Source organism: Myxococcus stipitatus DSM 14675 (assembly GCF_000331735.1).
Taxonomy (GTDB): Bacteria; Myxococcota; Myxococcia; order Myxococcales; family Myxococcaceae; genus Myxococcus; species Myxococcus stipitatus.
Map to the genome: position 1 here is coordinate 3,828,319 of NC_020126.1, position 15,034 is coordinate 3,843,352.

Consider the following 15,034-nt stretch of genomic DNA (forward strand, 5'->3'; position numbering starts at 1 on the left):
CGGCTCAACGATGGGAATGCCGTCCATCGTCGGCAAGTCGAGGCTCCCCCAAGGGTGGCTCGCGCGTCAGGTGGGGGAGCAGCCGGACATCCCGGCCATCACTCTCCACCGTGACGGCTCCGTCGATGTCCGTCCTCCAACACTCGCTGCCCAGGGCCCGGTAGCGAGCCTCCACGTCGGGATGCGGGAAGCCGAAGCGATTGCGGCGGCCGACGCAGAAGACGACGTAGCGGGGACGGGCTCGCTCCAGGAGGGCCTGGGTGGACGAGGTTCGTGAGCCATGGTGCGGGGCCTTCATCACCGTCACCGGGCCCACTGTTTCCGCGAGCTGTTCCTCCGCGGCGTGCTCCACGTCCCCGGGCAGAAGGACGGTGACGTCACCATGGCGGACTCTCAGCACCACGCTGCGGTCGTTGACGCCCTCCAGCAGTTCGCGCTCCGCGGCTTCGGGCGGGCCCAGCACCTCCAGCGTGGCCTCGCCCAAGGTCAGCGGGGGATGACCCGCCTCCACTTCCTCGACGTGGGCATCGCGCGCGGCGGCGACCACCCGTCGGGAGAGTGGCCCGCCTTCATCTCCAGCGGGGAGCCACAGGCGCGCGGTGGGAATGCTTCCCAACGCGGACACCAGCCCCAGCGCATGGTCCGGATGGGGATGGGACAACACCGCGAGGTCCAGGCGCGAGATGCCCTGATGCCGCAGATAGGGCAGCACGAAGCGAGTCCCCGTGTCCGCGCCACCGGGCGCCCCGCCCCCGTCGACAAGCGCATGATGGCCATCGGAGCTGAGCACCACCGCGTCGCCTTGCCCCACGGAGAGGAAGGTGACCCGCAGCCCCGGCTGGGGCATGAGCCGGGGGACGAACACCGAGGCCACGAGCGCGAGGGGGGCAAGCCATCCCCCCAGCCGCCACCGTCCCGTGCCCAGCGCCCATGACAAGAGTCCCAGCGCGTACAGCGCGGACCAACCGCCGAGCGACGCCACCTCCACCGACGCCCAGGGCATGGCGGCGAACACCCGCGTGAGCCACAGCAGGAGCTCCGAGGCCCACGCACCCACCCACAGCACGGGAGTCGCAAGGGGTGGTGCGACGACGAACAGCGCGGCCCCCCCGGCGGCCACTCCGGTGAGCAGGCCGCAGAGAGGAAGGGCGACGACGTTGGAGACGAGTCCCGCCAGGCTCACACGTCCAAAAGCCCAGGCGACGACGGGCAGCCCGGCCAGCGTGGCCGCGGCGCTCGCGCACAACGTCTGGGCGACGGACTCGCGAGCCTTGCCCCAGAGTCGAACCCATCGCCGCTGTTCACCAGGGGCCGGAGGTGAGAGGGGCAGGGCCAGCCTCAGTGCCGGCACGAGCAGCACCAGGCCCAGCACCGCGAGGAACGACAGTCGCAAGGACAGGTCCTCGACACTGGAGGGCGCCCACATCCCCAGCACCAGGGCCGCCGCCGCGAGGCCATTCAAGCCATCCGCGCGCTTCCACCACGACAGCCCCAGCAGCACCACCGTGGCCATCACCGCCGAGCGCACCGCTGGCGGCTGGCTTCCGGTGAACAGCACATAGGCCCAGACGAAGGGCACCGCGGCGGGTGCCGCCACCCGTCGGGCATCGACCTTCCGCCACCGTTCCCCCACGCGAACCAACAGCCGGCGAAGCAGCGCGAGGGTCATCAGCGCCAGCGCCGCGACGTGCAGACCACTCACGCTCAGGACATGCGCGAGCCCTGCTTTCGAGAAGGCCTCTTCCCACGCCGCATCCAGCTCCGCGCGTCGACCCGCGGCCAACGTGAGGAACAGTGCCGCCGCGTCGCGAGACGGCGCCAGCCGATGGGTGGCCTCCGCCAACCGCTCCCGTGTGTCCTCCACCTCCCAGCGCCACCCAGGCGCTCGAGACAACACCAGCACGGCCTCCGCATCCGCCGTCGCCAGGAAGGCCACGCCCTGCCGCCAGCGGACCGACGAGAAGTCCTTCTCCCCGGGATTGGCCGCGGGGGCATGCGGCGTCAGCCGAGCCGTGGTTCGAAGGCGCTGTCCTGGAAGCAGGGGGGGCGGCGAGGAACCCCGCAGCGTCAGGTTCACCTTGAACCGGGCACGCTCGAGCGCCGCGTCTCCAGGCCCCGCTCGGGCCACCGCGAGCCTCACGCGAGTGGCTCCCTCCAACGGGTCCACCCGCTCCACTTCACCCTCGACGACGGCGTCTCCGCCTCGGGTCAGGACCAGGGGCACCTCGGTGCGAGCCTCCCAGCGCGCCAGGCCCACTCCGGCCAGCCCGAGGGCGCCCAGCACCGCCAGATGCGCACCGGGCAGCCGAGCGAGCGCTAGACCGAACAGTCCTAGGAAAACCCCGCAGACCAGAAATAGCTCCGCGGAGGCGTCCGTTCTTGGTGCCCAGAGAGCGCCCAGCAGCAAGCTCAACGAGGGAAAAAAGAGGGGACGCGTCCCCAGGTCGCGCCACGCGTAACGATCCACCGACCACCCCGCCCAACACCGTCCGTCACGCCGACTCGCACACTGAGCGTTGTCGCGTACGAAAACCGACAACGTAGTCGGACGCGTTCTGGGTGGTCAAGGCGATATCGTTGCCCGTGGATGTGGTTTGTGGTAGTTGTGCCCGGCTTGTTGATGGAAGGCCGGGAGCGAGTCTTTCAAGGAGGCAGTTAGTGCAGACCAGCTTCAAGACTGGTGACAAGGCGGTTTATCCGGGCCAGGGCGTCGGTGAGGTGATGGGTATCGAGCACACCGAAGTGGCCGGGCAGCGCCAGTCGTTCTACGTGCTGCGCATCCTGGAGAACGGGATGCGGATCATGATCCCGATCAACAAGGTCGGGTCGGTCGGCCTCCGTGAGATCATCAGCGAGGAGGATGTGAAGCAGGTCTATTCCATCCTCCGCGAGAAGGACATCTCGGTTGACTCCACCACCTGGAACCGTCGGTACCGGGAGTACATGGAGAAGATCAAGACGGGCTCCGTCTTCGAGATCGCCGAGGTGCTTCGTGATCTGTACCTCCTGAAGGGTGACAAGGATCTGTCCTTCGGCGAGCGCAAGATGCTCGATACGGCGCGCTCGCTGCTGATCAAGGAGCTGTCGCTCGCGAAGGACTGCTCCGAGGAAGAAATCGAGTCGGACCTGAAGAAGATCTTCAACCTCGCCTGACGTGGGCGAGTGGAGGTCCAAGACTTCCACCCCGGGTTCCCGTGAAGGGAGCTCGGGGTTTCGTCTTTCTGCGTCATGACTGAGTCGCCCCCATCCACATCGGCCCAGGCTGAGAGGGACTTGCGCATCGCCGAGCTGGAGTCCCGGCTCGCGCGGAGGCGCCTGGGCGTCCGTCCGCTCGCCTCCGTGGTGGCCATCGCGGTGAGCCTGTCGCTCGTGCTGATGCAGCGGCGGGAGCTGGCGTACTTCTTCTCCTCGCCTGTCCCCCTGACGCTGGGCGCGGAGGGGGAGTACCGCTTCGACGCGCTGGCTTCCAATCGCTATGCGCAGGTGCACGGCATCCCCACGGCGCGCGGAGCGTATGAGCAGGATGGGGCGGGCCTGTTCGTGTTGGTGGGGCTGCGTGAGTCCCCGTTCGTCGTGCGCAGGCCCGCGTTGCCTGGAGAGGACTGGGTGAGAGGGCGGGCGCCGCCTCCTCCCGATGCGAGGCCCTTCGCCATTCGTGGCCGGCTGCTCGTCGAAGACGAGGCCCCGCGCTATCGCGATGCGCTCACGCTGCTGCGGGGCATGGGAGAGCTCCAACCCCACGACGGCAAGGTGTGGCTCATCGTCGAGGGCGAGCGTCCGCGCGAGGACCGAGGGCGGGTGCTGGTGACGCTCGCGCTCGTGGCGTTCGCCGTGCTCAACGCCGTGCTGCTCATCAAGGGGCTGTCGCGGCGCTATCGAGGCGCCTGAGTCCCTCGCGGGCCACCGGGTTGTCCTTGTTGTGCTTCAGCGCCTGCGTGTACGCCTTCCGGGCCGCGTCCGGATTCTGTGCCTTCGAGTGCTCCTTGCCCAGGCGCACGTACAAGTCGGAGAGCTGGTTGCGGAGCTCGAGCCCTTGCTGGCTCCAGCCCTTCGCGAGCTCCTGGTCGACGCCGACCGCGATGGTGAGCTGGGAGATGGCGCGAGCCGTGTCGTTGCTCCGGAGCGCCTTGTCCACCTCGCTCAGGGCGGAGTCGTAGCGGGACAGCTGCGCGTGGAGCGCCTTGAACCTGCCGGCCTTGGCGAGCTCGAGCGCCGCGGCGACGTTGTTGGCTTCGTAGAGCCGCAGGGCCTCCGCCTCCGTGGTGGGGCCGGTCGGCTTGCTGCTCCGAGGCTTCGGGCTCGTGCCGTTCTTCACACCGGTCGACGCATCGCTGTCGGTCGGGTCCGGGAACGCGGCCACTTCGCCACTGGCGACACTCTGGGCGCTCATGGCGCCGCGAGAGGGCGCACGCGTCACGCCCGCGGAGAGGTCTCGAACACCCGCCTCCTTGCCGGGGTTGGCGGAAGGGGCCGGAGCTTCCTCGGGTGCGGACGTCCGCCCGGCATTCGCGCCAGAGGCGATGTCACGAGCGCTGCTTCCTGTCCCCGAACTCGCGGCGCCCGTCTGGGTCGTCACTCGCTTGGAGCCCGAGGCGATGTCGCGAGCGCTGAGTCCGGAGGGCGTCGGCGCGGCCTGCGGGCGCGCGTCTTCCGTGGGCCGCGCGTTGCTGGGGTCCACGAGGAGCGGGCGCTCGGAGTCCGTCGGAGTGGCACCGGATGACGGAGCCTGGCTCGACGTCGAGGGGCGCGCCGCGCGAGGCCCCTCGTCAGTGGACACGGTTCGATTCGAGCCCAGTCCCACCGCGAGCACGGTGAACAGCGCGGCCACGGTGGAGCCCAGCCCCGCGGCGACGAGCCCCACGCCCAGAGGGCTCAGCCCTCGCTTGCGAGGCGCGGGCGGTGCGGCGTCGCCGACGAAGGCGGGGAGTCCCGCGGCGGGCGTCCCACCAGGGCCTCGCAGCCGCATCATCGCGTTGCCCAGGGTGATTTCGTCGCCCGACATCACCTCGACTTCATCTGTCACCCGGTTGCGATTGATGAAGGTGCCGTTCTGGCTGCCCAGGTCCTTCAGGAAGATCTGGTCGCCCTTCCGGGTGACCTGCGCGTGGCGGCGGCTGATGGACGGGTGCTGGAGGCGCAGGTCCGACGAGGAGGAGCGCCCCAGGACCAGCGTCCCTGGCTGCACGGGCACGAGCTGCCCGGCGCCGGGGCCTCGCTCGACGTAGAGGAAGGCGGGAGGATGGCCGGGGTTCGAGTACTCGCGGCCCCAGTCGAACTTGGACGACAGCTCCCGGTCGCCCCGCTCACGCCCTCTGCCACCGCCCTGGCGCGTCGGCTTGCGAGAGCCCGCGGGGAACTGGGGCACTCGCTGCGGACGCGGGTCGTCGGCCTGGAGTGGTGCCACCTCGTCGTCGTCGAAGGGCAGCTCCACGTCGGAGTCCTTCGGCGCCTGCGTACCCGGTGGACGGGGAGGGCGGGGCGGGCGCTTGGGATTCGGTGGAGCCATGAACACCATTCTCGCTGATTGAGGACCGGCTGGAAGGTTCTCAGGCCGGGGCCGTTCGAAGTTGTCCAGGGCCGTGTGAATGCTGGCCTGTTTCAGGACCGGGAATCTAGAGTAGCGGCCACACACACAATGACGGACCCCCACGAGGAATGACGAAAGTGACTCCCGCACCCATCCGGCTCTTCAACACGATGTCCATGCAGAAGGAGCTGCTGGAGCCCGCTGTCCCGGGCTGCGTGGGGGTCTACGTCTGTGGTCCCACTGTCTACAGTTACATTCATATCGGGAATGCTCGCACCTTCACGTCCTTCGACGTGGTGGTCCGCTACCTCCGGTACCGCGGGTACACGGTTCGCTATGTCCGGAACTTCACGGACGTGGACGACAAGATCATCAAGGCGGCCCACGAGACGGGGGAGGCGCCGGTGGCGTTGGCCTCGCGCTACGTGGAGTACTTCCGCGAGGACGCGAAGGCGCTCCACATGGTGGAGCCGGATGTCGCGCCCAAGGTGAGCGAGCACCTGCCCGAAATCGTCCGCATCATCCAGACGCTGGTGGACAAGGGGTTCGCGTACGAGTCGCAGGGCGACGTGTACTTCTCGGTTCGCGCGGACAAGGACTACGCGAAGTTGTCCAAGCGCAACCTGGATGACTTGTCCGTGGGCGAGCGCGTGCAGCCCGGCGACCAGAAGCGCGAGCCGCTCGACTTCGCGCTGTGGAAGGCCGCCAAGCCGGGCGAGCCGTCGTGGGAGAGCCCCTGGGGACTGGGGCGTCCGGGGTGGCACATCGAGTGCTCCGCCATGAGCGAGAAGTACCTGGGGGAGACCTTCGACATCCACGGTGGCGCGTTGGACCTCATCTTCCCCCACCACGAGAACGAAATCGCCCAGAGCGAGTCCGCGCACGGCAAGGACCTGGCGAAGTACTGGATGCACTGCGGCTTCCTGGACCTCGAAGGCGCGAAGATGTCCAAGTCGCTGGGCAACGTGGTGCGCCTGCGCGACGCGCTGGAGAAGGTGGACGCGGAGGCCCTGCGCTTCTTCTTCCTGTCCACGCACTACCGTCACCCGCTCAGCTTCTCCGACAAGGCGCTGGCCGACGCGGAGGCGCGCATGGAGTACTTCTACGAGACGCTGCGCAAGGTGGACGAGCGGCTCGCGGGCAAGGACTTCGGCGCGGGCCCCGTGCATGGAGAGCCGCACCGCTTCCTCGGCGAGTTCGAGTGCGCCATGGATGACGACTTCAACAGCGCGGGGGCCTTGGGCGCGCTGTCGGGGCTGTTCGGCATGATGAACGAGCTGACCGACAAGCCCCCCGTGAAGGACAAGCCCCTGGTGGGGCGCACGCTCCTCGCGCTGCGCGACGACGTGCGCAAGGTGTCCGGCGTGCTCGGACTGTTCGAGGACGATGCGGGGGCGTGGCTCCTGCGCCGCCGTGAGCGCGCGGTGCGCGAGCGAGGCATCGACGTGGCGGAGGTGGAGCGGTTGCTGAGCGAGCGGACAGCCGCTCGGGCCGCGAAGGACTTCGCCGCGGCGGACCGCGTCAGGGCCACGCTGAAGGAGAAGGGCGTGGAAATCATGGACACGGCTGGCGGCACCTCGTGGAAGGTGGCGCCCGCCCAGGGCTGATGGGCTGCGGTGCCCCGGGCCTTCGTGTTAGGGCTCGGGGTACCATGAAGCGCCTGCTGCCCCTGGTCCTGGCCCTGTCGTCGACTTCCGCCTTCGCGCAGCGCGTGCCGCTCTCCACGCCCGCGGAGAAGGCCGCCTCGGCGAGCATCGACGCGGAGGTCCTTCGCGCTCACATCCGTTTCCTCTCGCACGACCTGCTCGAAGGCCGAGGCCCGGGCACTCGAGGGGATGCGTTGGGGCAGGCCTATATCGCCTCGCAGTTGGAGGCCCTGGGCCTGAAGCCCGCGGGGACGGACGGCACGTACTTCCAGCCCTTCGACCTGGTGGGCATCACCAGCCATCCGAAGTCGATGGCCATCCGCGCGCCGCGGGGCCACCTGGACTTGAAGTTCCACGAGGACTTCATCGCCGTCTCCGGCGTGCAGAGCCCGGAGGCGAGCCTCGACGCCTCCGAGCTCGTCTTCGTGGGCTACGGCATCCAGGCGCCCGAGTACGCCTGGGATGACTTCAAGGGGATGGACCTGCGCGGCAAGACGTTGCTCGTCCTCAACAGCGACCCGGAGGACGACCCGCGCATCTTCGCGGGGCGCACGCGCCTCTGGTACGGCCGCTGGGATTACAAGTACGAGCAGGCCGCGAAGGTGGGCGCGGCGGGCGCCATCATCCTCCACACCACGGCCAGCGCGGGGTACCCGTGGCAGGTCGTGCAGTCGTCGTGGACGGGCGAGCAGTTCGAGCTGCCCGAGGCCTCGGGTCCGCGGATGCAGGTGAAGGGCTGGGCCACGGAGGACGCCACGCGGCGCGTGCTGCGGTTGGCGGGCAAGGACCTGGACGTGCTGCGCGAGGCGGCTCGTTCGCGTGACTTCCAGCCGGTGCCGCTGGGCGTGACGGTGTCCACGCGCTTCGCCACCGAGGTGCGGCGTCGGCCCACGGGCAACGTGCTGGCCCTGCTGCCTGGCAGCGACCCGAAGCTGTCCCAGGAGGTGGTGCTCTACAGCGCGCACCATGACCACCTGGGAATGAAGGACGGGGGCCGTGGCGGCGAGGACACCATCTACAACGGCGCGCTCGACAACGCGGCGGGCGTGTCCGCGATGCTGGCGGTGGCGCGGGCCTATCGCGCGCTTCCGCAGCCGCCTCGACGCTCCATCCTCTTCGCGGCGGTGGCCGCGGAGGAGCAGGGGCTCCTGGGCTCGCAGTACCTCGCCGAGCATCCGCCTGTTCCCGCGGGGCGCATCGCGGCCAACGTCAACATCGACGGGGCCAACATCCACGGCCGCACGCGTGACATCACCGTCATCGGCTTGGGCAAGTCGAACCTCGACGGCCTCATCACCTCGCTGGCGAAGACGCAGAACCGCGTGGTGAAGGCGGACCAACTCGCGGACCGGGGCTTCTTCTACCGCTCCGACCAGTTCAACTTCGCGCGCCGAGGTATTCCCGCCGCGTACTTCGGCAGCGGCATGGACTTCATCGGCCGGCCCGAAGGGTGGGGCCGGTTGCAGCGCGAGGCCTGGGAGGCGAAGCACTACCATCAGCCGTCCGACGAACTGCGTCCGGAGTGGGACATGTCGGGCGCCGTCGAGGATGCCCGCTTGTTCTTCCTCCTGGGGGCCCATGTGGCCCGTGCTCCGGAGCTGCCTCGGTGGAACAAGGGCGACGAGTTCGAAGCCGCCCGGAGGGCGGCCCTCGAGGCACTCGAGGCGCCTCCGCCCGAGCCCACGGAGGGCGCGTCGAAGTAGGGCCCGGAGTGCTCCGTCCGTCGCACGACGGGCGGATACAAATGTCCAGTGTTTCGAACCGCGAGGGTGTTAGATCTCGCGGATATGCCTGAGTTCCAGATCGTCAGCGAACACCAGCCCGGGGGCGACCAGCCGAGGGCCATTGGAGAGCTCACGGAGGGCGTGCTTCGGGGCGACCGCTACCAGACCCTCCTGGGCGTTACGGGGTCGGGCAAGACCTTCACCATGGCGAACATCATCGCCAACGTGCAGCGGCCCACGCTGGTCATCGCCCACAACAAGACGCTGGCCGCGCAGCTGTACGGCGAGTTCAAGACGCTCTTCCCGAACAACGCCGTCGAGTACTTCGTCTCGTACTACGACTACTACCAGCCCGAGGCCTACGTTCCGTCGACGGACACCTTCATCGAGAAGGACTCGTCCATCAACGACAACATCGAGCGGATGCGCCACTCCGCCACGCACTCGCTGCGCACGCGCGACGACGTGGTGATTGTGGCGAGCGTGTCCTGCATCTATGGCCTGGGCGCGGCGCGCAGCTACGTGGACCTCGCGGTGCGCGTGGACACCGGGGGCGAGATGGGGCGCGATGCCTTCATGCGCCGCCTGGTGGAAGGCCAGTACGAGCGCAACGACATGGACTTCCACCGAGGCACCTTCCGCGCGCGCGGAGACACGGTGGAGGTGTTCCCGGCCTACGAGGAGGAGCGCGCCGTACGCGTCAGCTTCTTCGGCGACGAGGTGGAGCGCATCACCGAGTTCGACCCGCTGCGCGGCGTGACGCTGGGCACGCTGGAGAAGATCGTCATCTTCCCCGCCAGCCACTACGTCGCGGGCGAGGACGTGCGCAAGCGCGCGTTGCAGACCATCCGCGACGAGCTGACCGACCAGCTCCAGACCTTCAAGCGCGACAACAAGCTGGTGGAGGCGCAGCGGTTGGAGCAGCGCACGTTGTTCGACTTGGAGATGATCGAGCAGGTCGGCTACTGCAACGGCATCGAGAACTACTCGCGGCACTTCTCGGGACGCGGCGTCGGCGAGCCGCCCCCGTGCCTCATCGACTACTTCCCGCGCAACATCCTGGTCCTCATCGACGAGAGCCATCAGACGGTTCCGCAGATTGGCGCGATGTACCGAGGCGACCGCGCGCGCAAGGAGACGCTGGTCAACTTTGGCTTCCGCATGCCCAGCGCCCTGGACAACCGCCCCCTGAAGTTCGGCGAGTTCGAGGAGCTGGTTCCGCAGGCCGTCTTCGTCTCCGCCACGCCGTCCGAGTACGAGCTGCAGAAGTCCCAGGGCGTGGTGGTGGAGCAGATCATCCGCCCCACGGGTCTGACGGACCCGGAGGTGGAGACGCGTCCGGTGGGCAATCAGGTGGACGACCTGCTCGAGGAGGTCCGCCTGCGCGTCAGCCGCAACGAGCGCGTCCTCGTGACGACGCTCACCAAGCGCATGGCGGAGGACCTCACCGAGTACTACGCCGACGTGGGCGTGCGCGTGCGCTACCTGCACTCGGACATCGACGCCATTGAACGCACCGCCATCATCCGCGACCTGCGCAAGGGCGAGTTCGACGTGCTCGTGGGCATCAACCTCCTGCGCGAGGGCCTGGACATCCCCGAGGTGTCGCTGGTGGCCATCCTCGACGCGGACAAGGAAGGCTTCCTGCGCAGCCACGTGTCGCTCATCCAGACCATCGGCCGCGCCGCGCGCAACCTGAATGGCCGCGTCATCATGTACGCGGACTCCATCACCGACTCGATGAAGAAGGCGCTGGAGGAGACGACGCGTCGGCGTGAAATCCAGCGCAAGCACAACCAGGAGCACGGCATCACCCCGCGCTCGGTCAAGAGCAACATCACGGACCTCTCCGAGCACCTCTACGACGCGGACGGCGGTGGCACGCTGCCCATGGCGGCCGAGGGCGAGGACGACCTCCTGGACGCCAAGGAGATCAAACGGCTCATCGCGGAGTACACGCGGGACATGCTCAGCGCCGCGGAGTCGATGGAGTTCGAGAAGGCCGCCGAGTACCGGGACCGGGTCCAGCAGCTCAAGGACATGGACATGGGGCTGAAGCCCGCCTCGCGTTCGCTGCTCAAGGCCCCCGCCAAGGGCAAGGAGGACGACGCGCCCAAGCGAGGGCGAGGCAAGGGCCGGACGTCTCGCCCCCGGGGACGTCGCTAGGAGTCACTGGCCATGGACGTGAAGCTCCAGGAGAAGCTCGACGCCCTTCCCACCGAGCCCGGCGTGTACCTGATGAAGGACCGCCGGGGGCAGATCATCTACGTGGGCAAGGCCATCAACCTGCGCAGCCGCGTGCGCTCCTACTTCACGCGCACCGGCGACACGCGGGTCTTCGTGTCGCTCCTGGACGAACTCCTGGGCGACCTGGAGACGGTGCTCGTCCACAACGAGAAGGAGGCGCTGCTTCTCGAGAACGAGCTCATCAAGAAGCACCGCCCGCGCTTCAACGTCCTGCTCAAGGACGACAAGCAGTTCATCTCCCTGCGCCTGGACCGTACCCACGCCTATCCGCGGCTGGAAGTCGTGCGCAAGTACGAGCGGGATGGGGCGCGCTACTTCGGCCCGTACTCGAGCGCGGGCGCCATCCGCGAGACGCTGCGCATCATCAACCGCTACTTCCGCTTGCGCACGTGCACGGACCACGTCCTGGCCAACCGCAAGCGCCCCTGTCTGCTGTTCCAGATCGGCCGCTGTCCGGCGCCGTGTGTCTACCCGGTCCCCGAGGACGACTACCACCGCAGCGTGGATGAAGTGGTGATGTTCCTGGAGGGCAAGGCGAGCGAGTTGGTGGAGGGCCTGCGCCTGCGCATGAAGCGGGCGTCCCAGGACCTCAAGTTCGAGGAGGCCGCGCGGGTGCGCGACCAGTTGCAGGCCATTGAACGAAGCCTGGAACGGCAGAAGGTGGCCACCACGGACTTCAAGGACCAGGACGTCTTCGCGCTGCACCGCGAGGGCGACCGCATCCTGTTCTACGTGTTGTGGGTGCGGCAGGGCCGCCTCAACGGCGGACAGGCGTTCCCCTTCGGCAGCCAGGAGTTCCCCAACGAGGAGCTGCTCGCCTCCTTCGTGAACCTCTACTACGACCAGGGCAGCTTCGTGCCGGAGGACGTGCTGCTGCCCCTGGAGCCGGAGGACGGCACGGAGGGCCTGGAGGCCCTGCTCTCCGAGCGCAAGGGCGACCGCGTGCGCGTGCTCGTGCCCAAGCGGGGGGAGAAGCACGAGCTGGTGAAGATGGCGGAGAAGAACGCCGAGCAGGCCTTCCTGGAGCGCCGCCGCACGAAGGACGAAACGGACCAGGTGCTCTCGCGCCTCCAGCAGCGGCTGGGCCTGCGCAACTTCCCGCGTCGCATGGAGTGCTTCGACATCTCCCACTTCCAGGGCTCGGCCATCGTCGCCTCCCAGGTGGCCGTCACGGATGGCGACGCGGACAAGTCCCGTTACCGGAAGTACAAGATCAAGACGCTGGAGAAGCAGGACGACTTCGCCAGCATGTACGAAGTCGTGACGCGCCGCCTCAAGCGAGGGTTGGAGGACGGCGACCTGCCGGACCTGCTCGTCATCGACGGTGGCAAGGGCCAGCTCGCCAGCGCCCACGCGGCCATGAAGGACCTGGGCGTGGAGACGGTGGACGTGGTGGGCCTGGCCAAGAGCCGGGACCTGGAAGTGTTTGATCGCGACGCGGAGAGCGCTCGCAGTCCGGAGCGTGTGTTCGTCGTGGGGCGAAAGGACCCCATCGTCCTGGCGCAGAACTCAGCGGAGATGTTCATGCTGACGCGCATGAGGGACGAGGCCCACCGCTTCGCCATCACTTTTCAGAAGCAGGTGCTGCGCAAGAGTCGGGTACGCTCGGCGCTGGAGGACATTCCGGGGGTGGGGGAGGTGCGGCGCAAGACGCTCTTGCGGCACTTCGGTTCGCTCAAGCGCGTGAACGACGCCAGCATCGAGGAGCTCGCGGAAGTCGTGGGCCCTGCGATGGCGGAGCGCGTCCATGCGGGGCTTCATGGACACCTCGATGAGGAGGACGAAGACCCCATCCGAGAAGCCTCCCTGGATGATGCGCAAGAACCGGCGAACGAAAAATCGCGGGGAGGGTCGCCGCCCGGAGCGGCGTGATTAACTTGCTCCAGACTGCGGGGGAAGGGCGCTGGAACCGCGACGTTCCTGGGGTTTTTAATTGCGACTGGGCTCGGCGCTGATTTATAGCGGTTGATGATTCGAGCACGTCCAAAGAGGGCGAGGGACCGACATGAGGCTGTATCCGAAGGTGATCCCGATCATCTCGCGAGAGGCGATTCAGCAGCTCATGCAGGATGGGGACATCGAGGTGGAGCCGATGCGCGTGGCGGACGCCGAGATGGACCTCTCCGCCATCATGCGTGAGTACCTCGCGAACGAAGAGCGTGTGAACCAGGCGACGCGCGAGGCACTGGAGCGTCGTGGGTATGACTACTCGAAGTTCAACCAGGTGAAGCGCGAGATGGCGGACGTCCGCGGCTTCAAGATGGGCGACGAGGGCATCGAGTACGTCATCAACCAGATGATTGAGTTCCTGCTCATCAGCCGGAACGTCGAAGAGGTGTTCTCCGCCGACACCTCGCTGCGGCAGAAGATTTTCGCGGTGATGAAGCGGCACCTGGATGTCGACGATGAAATCGACAAGGAGGCTCGCTCCCGCCTGAAGCACCTGCAGGAGGGCACCAGCGCCTTCGACATCGAGTACAACAAGACGGTGGAGCAGATCCGCCGGGCTCGCGGTCTCATCTAGGCGTTCTCGAGGGGAGAGGGCTGCCACTCCCCGCTCCGCTGCCTACCTTGTTCCACAAGGAGGCAGCGTCGATGGCGGGACCTCTCACCGCGTTTCTGTTGTCCGGCTTGCTGGCCGCGGGGCCAGGCGGGTTCACGTTCGAGGGCCAGGAGGCCCGCGCGAGGACCAAGCAGCCGGACGGATTCTTCATCCAGGGGTCGCTGCCCTTCACGGACCTGGCTGAGTCCGGAACGGGGAGCGCGGAGCTCTCGGTCGAGGACCGGGTTCCGCTCCAGGAAGCCACCTATGGCGACAAGGCGACGTTCTCCTCGTCGTTCCGCCTGGGGGCCTCCGAGTACTGGGTGGAGTTGTCACAGGCGGGTTTCCCGCCCGTCCTGACCCATTCCCAGGCACCGTCCCGGCCGCTTCCCTCGCCGCCGCCTCATCCGGTGGTGGGGGGCGTGCTGCTGGACGTGCCCATCTACGGCGACACGGGGTTGGGGTGGTCGGCGATGACCCGCTCGCATGCGGCGGTGGCGGTGTGGGGCGTGGGGAGGGTGTGGCGCAATGGCCAGTTGCTGACGGATTCGGCGTTCGTGCACGTGGCGGCGTTGGATGCGGGGGCGTTCTCGGACGACGGCACGCACCGGATGATGCGGCAGGCGCGCGAGGGGGACACGGAGCTGGTGGTCCTCGCGTGGAACCTGCCGCCGGAGATGGAGCCTCGAGGCTTCGTCCAGTACATCTTCGAGGACGTAGCCATCGAGGTGGGGGGCGTCCCGGTGCGCTCGTTGGCGGTGGTGGAGAACACGGGCAACGTGACGGTGGCGGCGGATCGGCTGACGCCGGTGCCGTCGACGACGTATCTGGGCCTGGCTCCGGTGCTGCCTCCGCCGCCTCGCCCTGGCCCCAAGGGGACCACGCGCGTGGCGGTGCCCGGGAGCGCGCCGCGGGTGTTGGAGGGTGGGGTTCCTGTCGTCGAGTCGCGGAATCCACCACTGAACGTTTCGGGTCCTTCGGTGGTGGTGCCAGGGGGGCTGTCGACGACGGGGAGCTTCTCCGTGCCGCTGGTAGGGACTCCCAACTTCAATACGTTCACGGGGGCCGCGCAGGTGAGTCCGGGGCTCATCGCCACCGAGCCGCCGCTGAGTGTCAGCGACAGCAGCGGGCCGCAGGTGACCGCGCCGTCGCCGCTGAATGCCGGTGTTGCGCCTGCCCCGGTGGGGACGCCTGCACCGCTCAATGCGACGCCCGCGACTCCGCTCACGGCGACACCCGCGCCAGCGAATGCGGCGCCAGTGACACCTTCGCCCGGAGCGCCCGCGCCATAGCCCCGGGCGTTGTGGCTTGGGGGGCGGACGGTGTGCGCGGCGAAGGCCGCGTGCAT

Annotated in this window: 10 protein-coding genes; 8 read left to right on the forward strand and 2 right to left on the reverse strand. The window is 68.2% G+C overall.

The genetic code is table 11. The features are described 5' to 3' along the window. Positions 1–4: 4 nt before the first annotated feature. Positions 5–2,467 carry a DNA internalization-related competence protein ComEC/Rec2 gene (locus tag MYSTI_RS14915; RefSeq protein WP_015348595.1) on the reverse strand — a complete coding sequence of 821 codons (2,463 nt, stop codon included), beginning with the start codon at positions 2,465–2,467 and terminating at the stop codon, positions 5–7. A gap of 191 nt (positions 2,468–2,658) precedes the next feature. Here MYSTI_RS14915 and MYSTI_RS14920 point away from each other — a divergent pair, with 191 nt between their 5' ends. After that, complete coding sequence (locus MYSTI_RS14920) at positions 2,659–3,153, forward strand: CarD family transcriptional regulator (RefSeq protein ID WP_015348596.1); 495 nt, start codon at positions 2,659–2,661, stop codon at positions 3,151–3,153. A 120-nt stretch (positions 3,154–3,273) separates the two neighbouring features. After that, entirely contained in the window at positions 3,274–3,888 is a 615-nt protein-coding gene (locus MYSTI_RS14925; protein WP_233278276.1) for a hypothetical protein, read from the forward strand. Here the strand turns inward: MYSTI_RS14925 and MYSTI_RS14930 are convergent. Continuing rightward, positions 3,854–5,506: an FHA domain-containing protein gene (locus MYSTI_RS14930; RefSeq protein ID WP_084668320.1), complete on the reverse strand. Its 1,653-nt coding sequence runs from the start codon at positions 5,504–5,506 to the stop codon at positions 3,854–3,856. The two genes, MYSTI_RS14925 and MYSTI_RS14930, sit on opposite strands and share 35 nt — an antisense overlap. 149 nt (positions 5,507–5,655) lie before the next feature. Between MYSTI_RS14930 and cysS the strand changes: the two genes are divergently transcribed. The 6 genes from cysS (at position 5,656) to MYSTI_RS14960 (ending at position 14,978) form a co-directional block, all read left to right on the forward strand. Beyond that, positions 5,656–7,134 carry a cysteine--tRNA ligase gene (gene cysS, locus MYSTI_RS14935; protein WP_015348599.1) on the forward strand — a complete coding sequence of 493 codons (1,479 nt, stop codon included), beginning with the start codon at positions 5,656–5,658 and terminating at the stop codon, positions 7,132–7,134. Positions 7,135–7,178: 44 nt separating this feature from the next. Further along, positions 7,179–8,876: a M20/M25/M40 family metallo-hydrolase gene (locus MYSTI_RS14940; RefSeq protein WP_015348600.1), complete on the forward strand. Its 1,698-nt coding sequence runs from the start codon at positions 7,179–7,181 to the stop codon at positions 8,874–8,876. Between the two features lie 84 nt (positions 8,877–8,960). Then, a complete protein-coding gene (gene uvrB, locus MYSTI_RS14945; protein WP_015348601.1) occupies positions 8,961–11,063 on the forward strand; it encodes an excinuclease ABC subunit UvrB in 2,103 nt (700 codons plus the stop codon). Positions 11,064–11,075: 12 nt separating this feature from the next. Beyond that, positions 11,076–13,016, forward strand: coding sequence for an excinuclease ABC subunit UvrC (uvrC, locus tag MYSTI_RS14950; protein WP_015348602.1), 1,941 nt, complete (start codon positions 11,076–11,078; stop codon positions 13,014–13,016). 133 nt (positions 13,017–13,149) lie between these two features. Continuing rightward, complete coding sequence (locus tag MYSTI_RS14955; RefSeq protein ID WP_015348603.1) at positions 13,150–13,668, forward strand: DUF507 family protein; 519 nt, start codon at positions 13,150–13,152, stop codon at positions 13,666–13,668. 71 nt (positions 13,669–13,739) lie between these two features. Then, entirely contained in the window at positions 13,740–14,978 is a 1,239-nt protein-coding gene (locus MYSTI_RS14960; RefSeq protein WP_015348604.1) for a hypothetical protein, read from the forward strand. Positions 14,979–15,034 lie beyond the last annotated feature (56 nt).

Coding starts and splice junctions, on each gene's coding strand:
- uvrB (WP_015348601.1), top strand. CDS start 8,961: ATGCCTGAGTTCCAGATCGTCAGCGAACACCAGCCCGGGGGCGACCAG.
- MYSTI_RS14960 (WP_015348604.1), top strand. CDS start 13,740: ATGGCGGGACCTCTCACCGCGTTTCTGTTGTCCGGCTTGCTGGCCGCG.
- cysS (WP_015348599.1), top strand. CDS start 5,656: ATGACGAAAGTGACTCCCGCACCCATCCGGCTCTTCAACACGATGTCC.
- MYSTI_RS14955 (WP_015348603.1), top strand. CDS start 13,150: ATGAGGCTGTATCCGAAGGTGATCCCGATCATCTCGCGAGAGGCGATT.
- uvrC (WP_015348602.1), top strand. CDS start 11,076: ATGGACGTGAAGCTCCAGGAGAAGCTCGACGCCCTTCCCACCGAGCCC.
- MYSTI_RS14930 (WP_084668320.1), bottom strand. CDS start 5,506: ATGGCTCCACCGAATCCCAAGCGCCCGCCCCGCCCTCCCCGTCCACCG.
- MYSTI_RS14940 (WP_015348600.1), top strand. CDS start 7,179: ATGAAGCGCCTGCTGCCCCTGGTCCTGGCCCTGTCGTCGACTTCCGCC.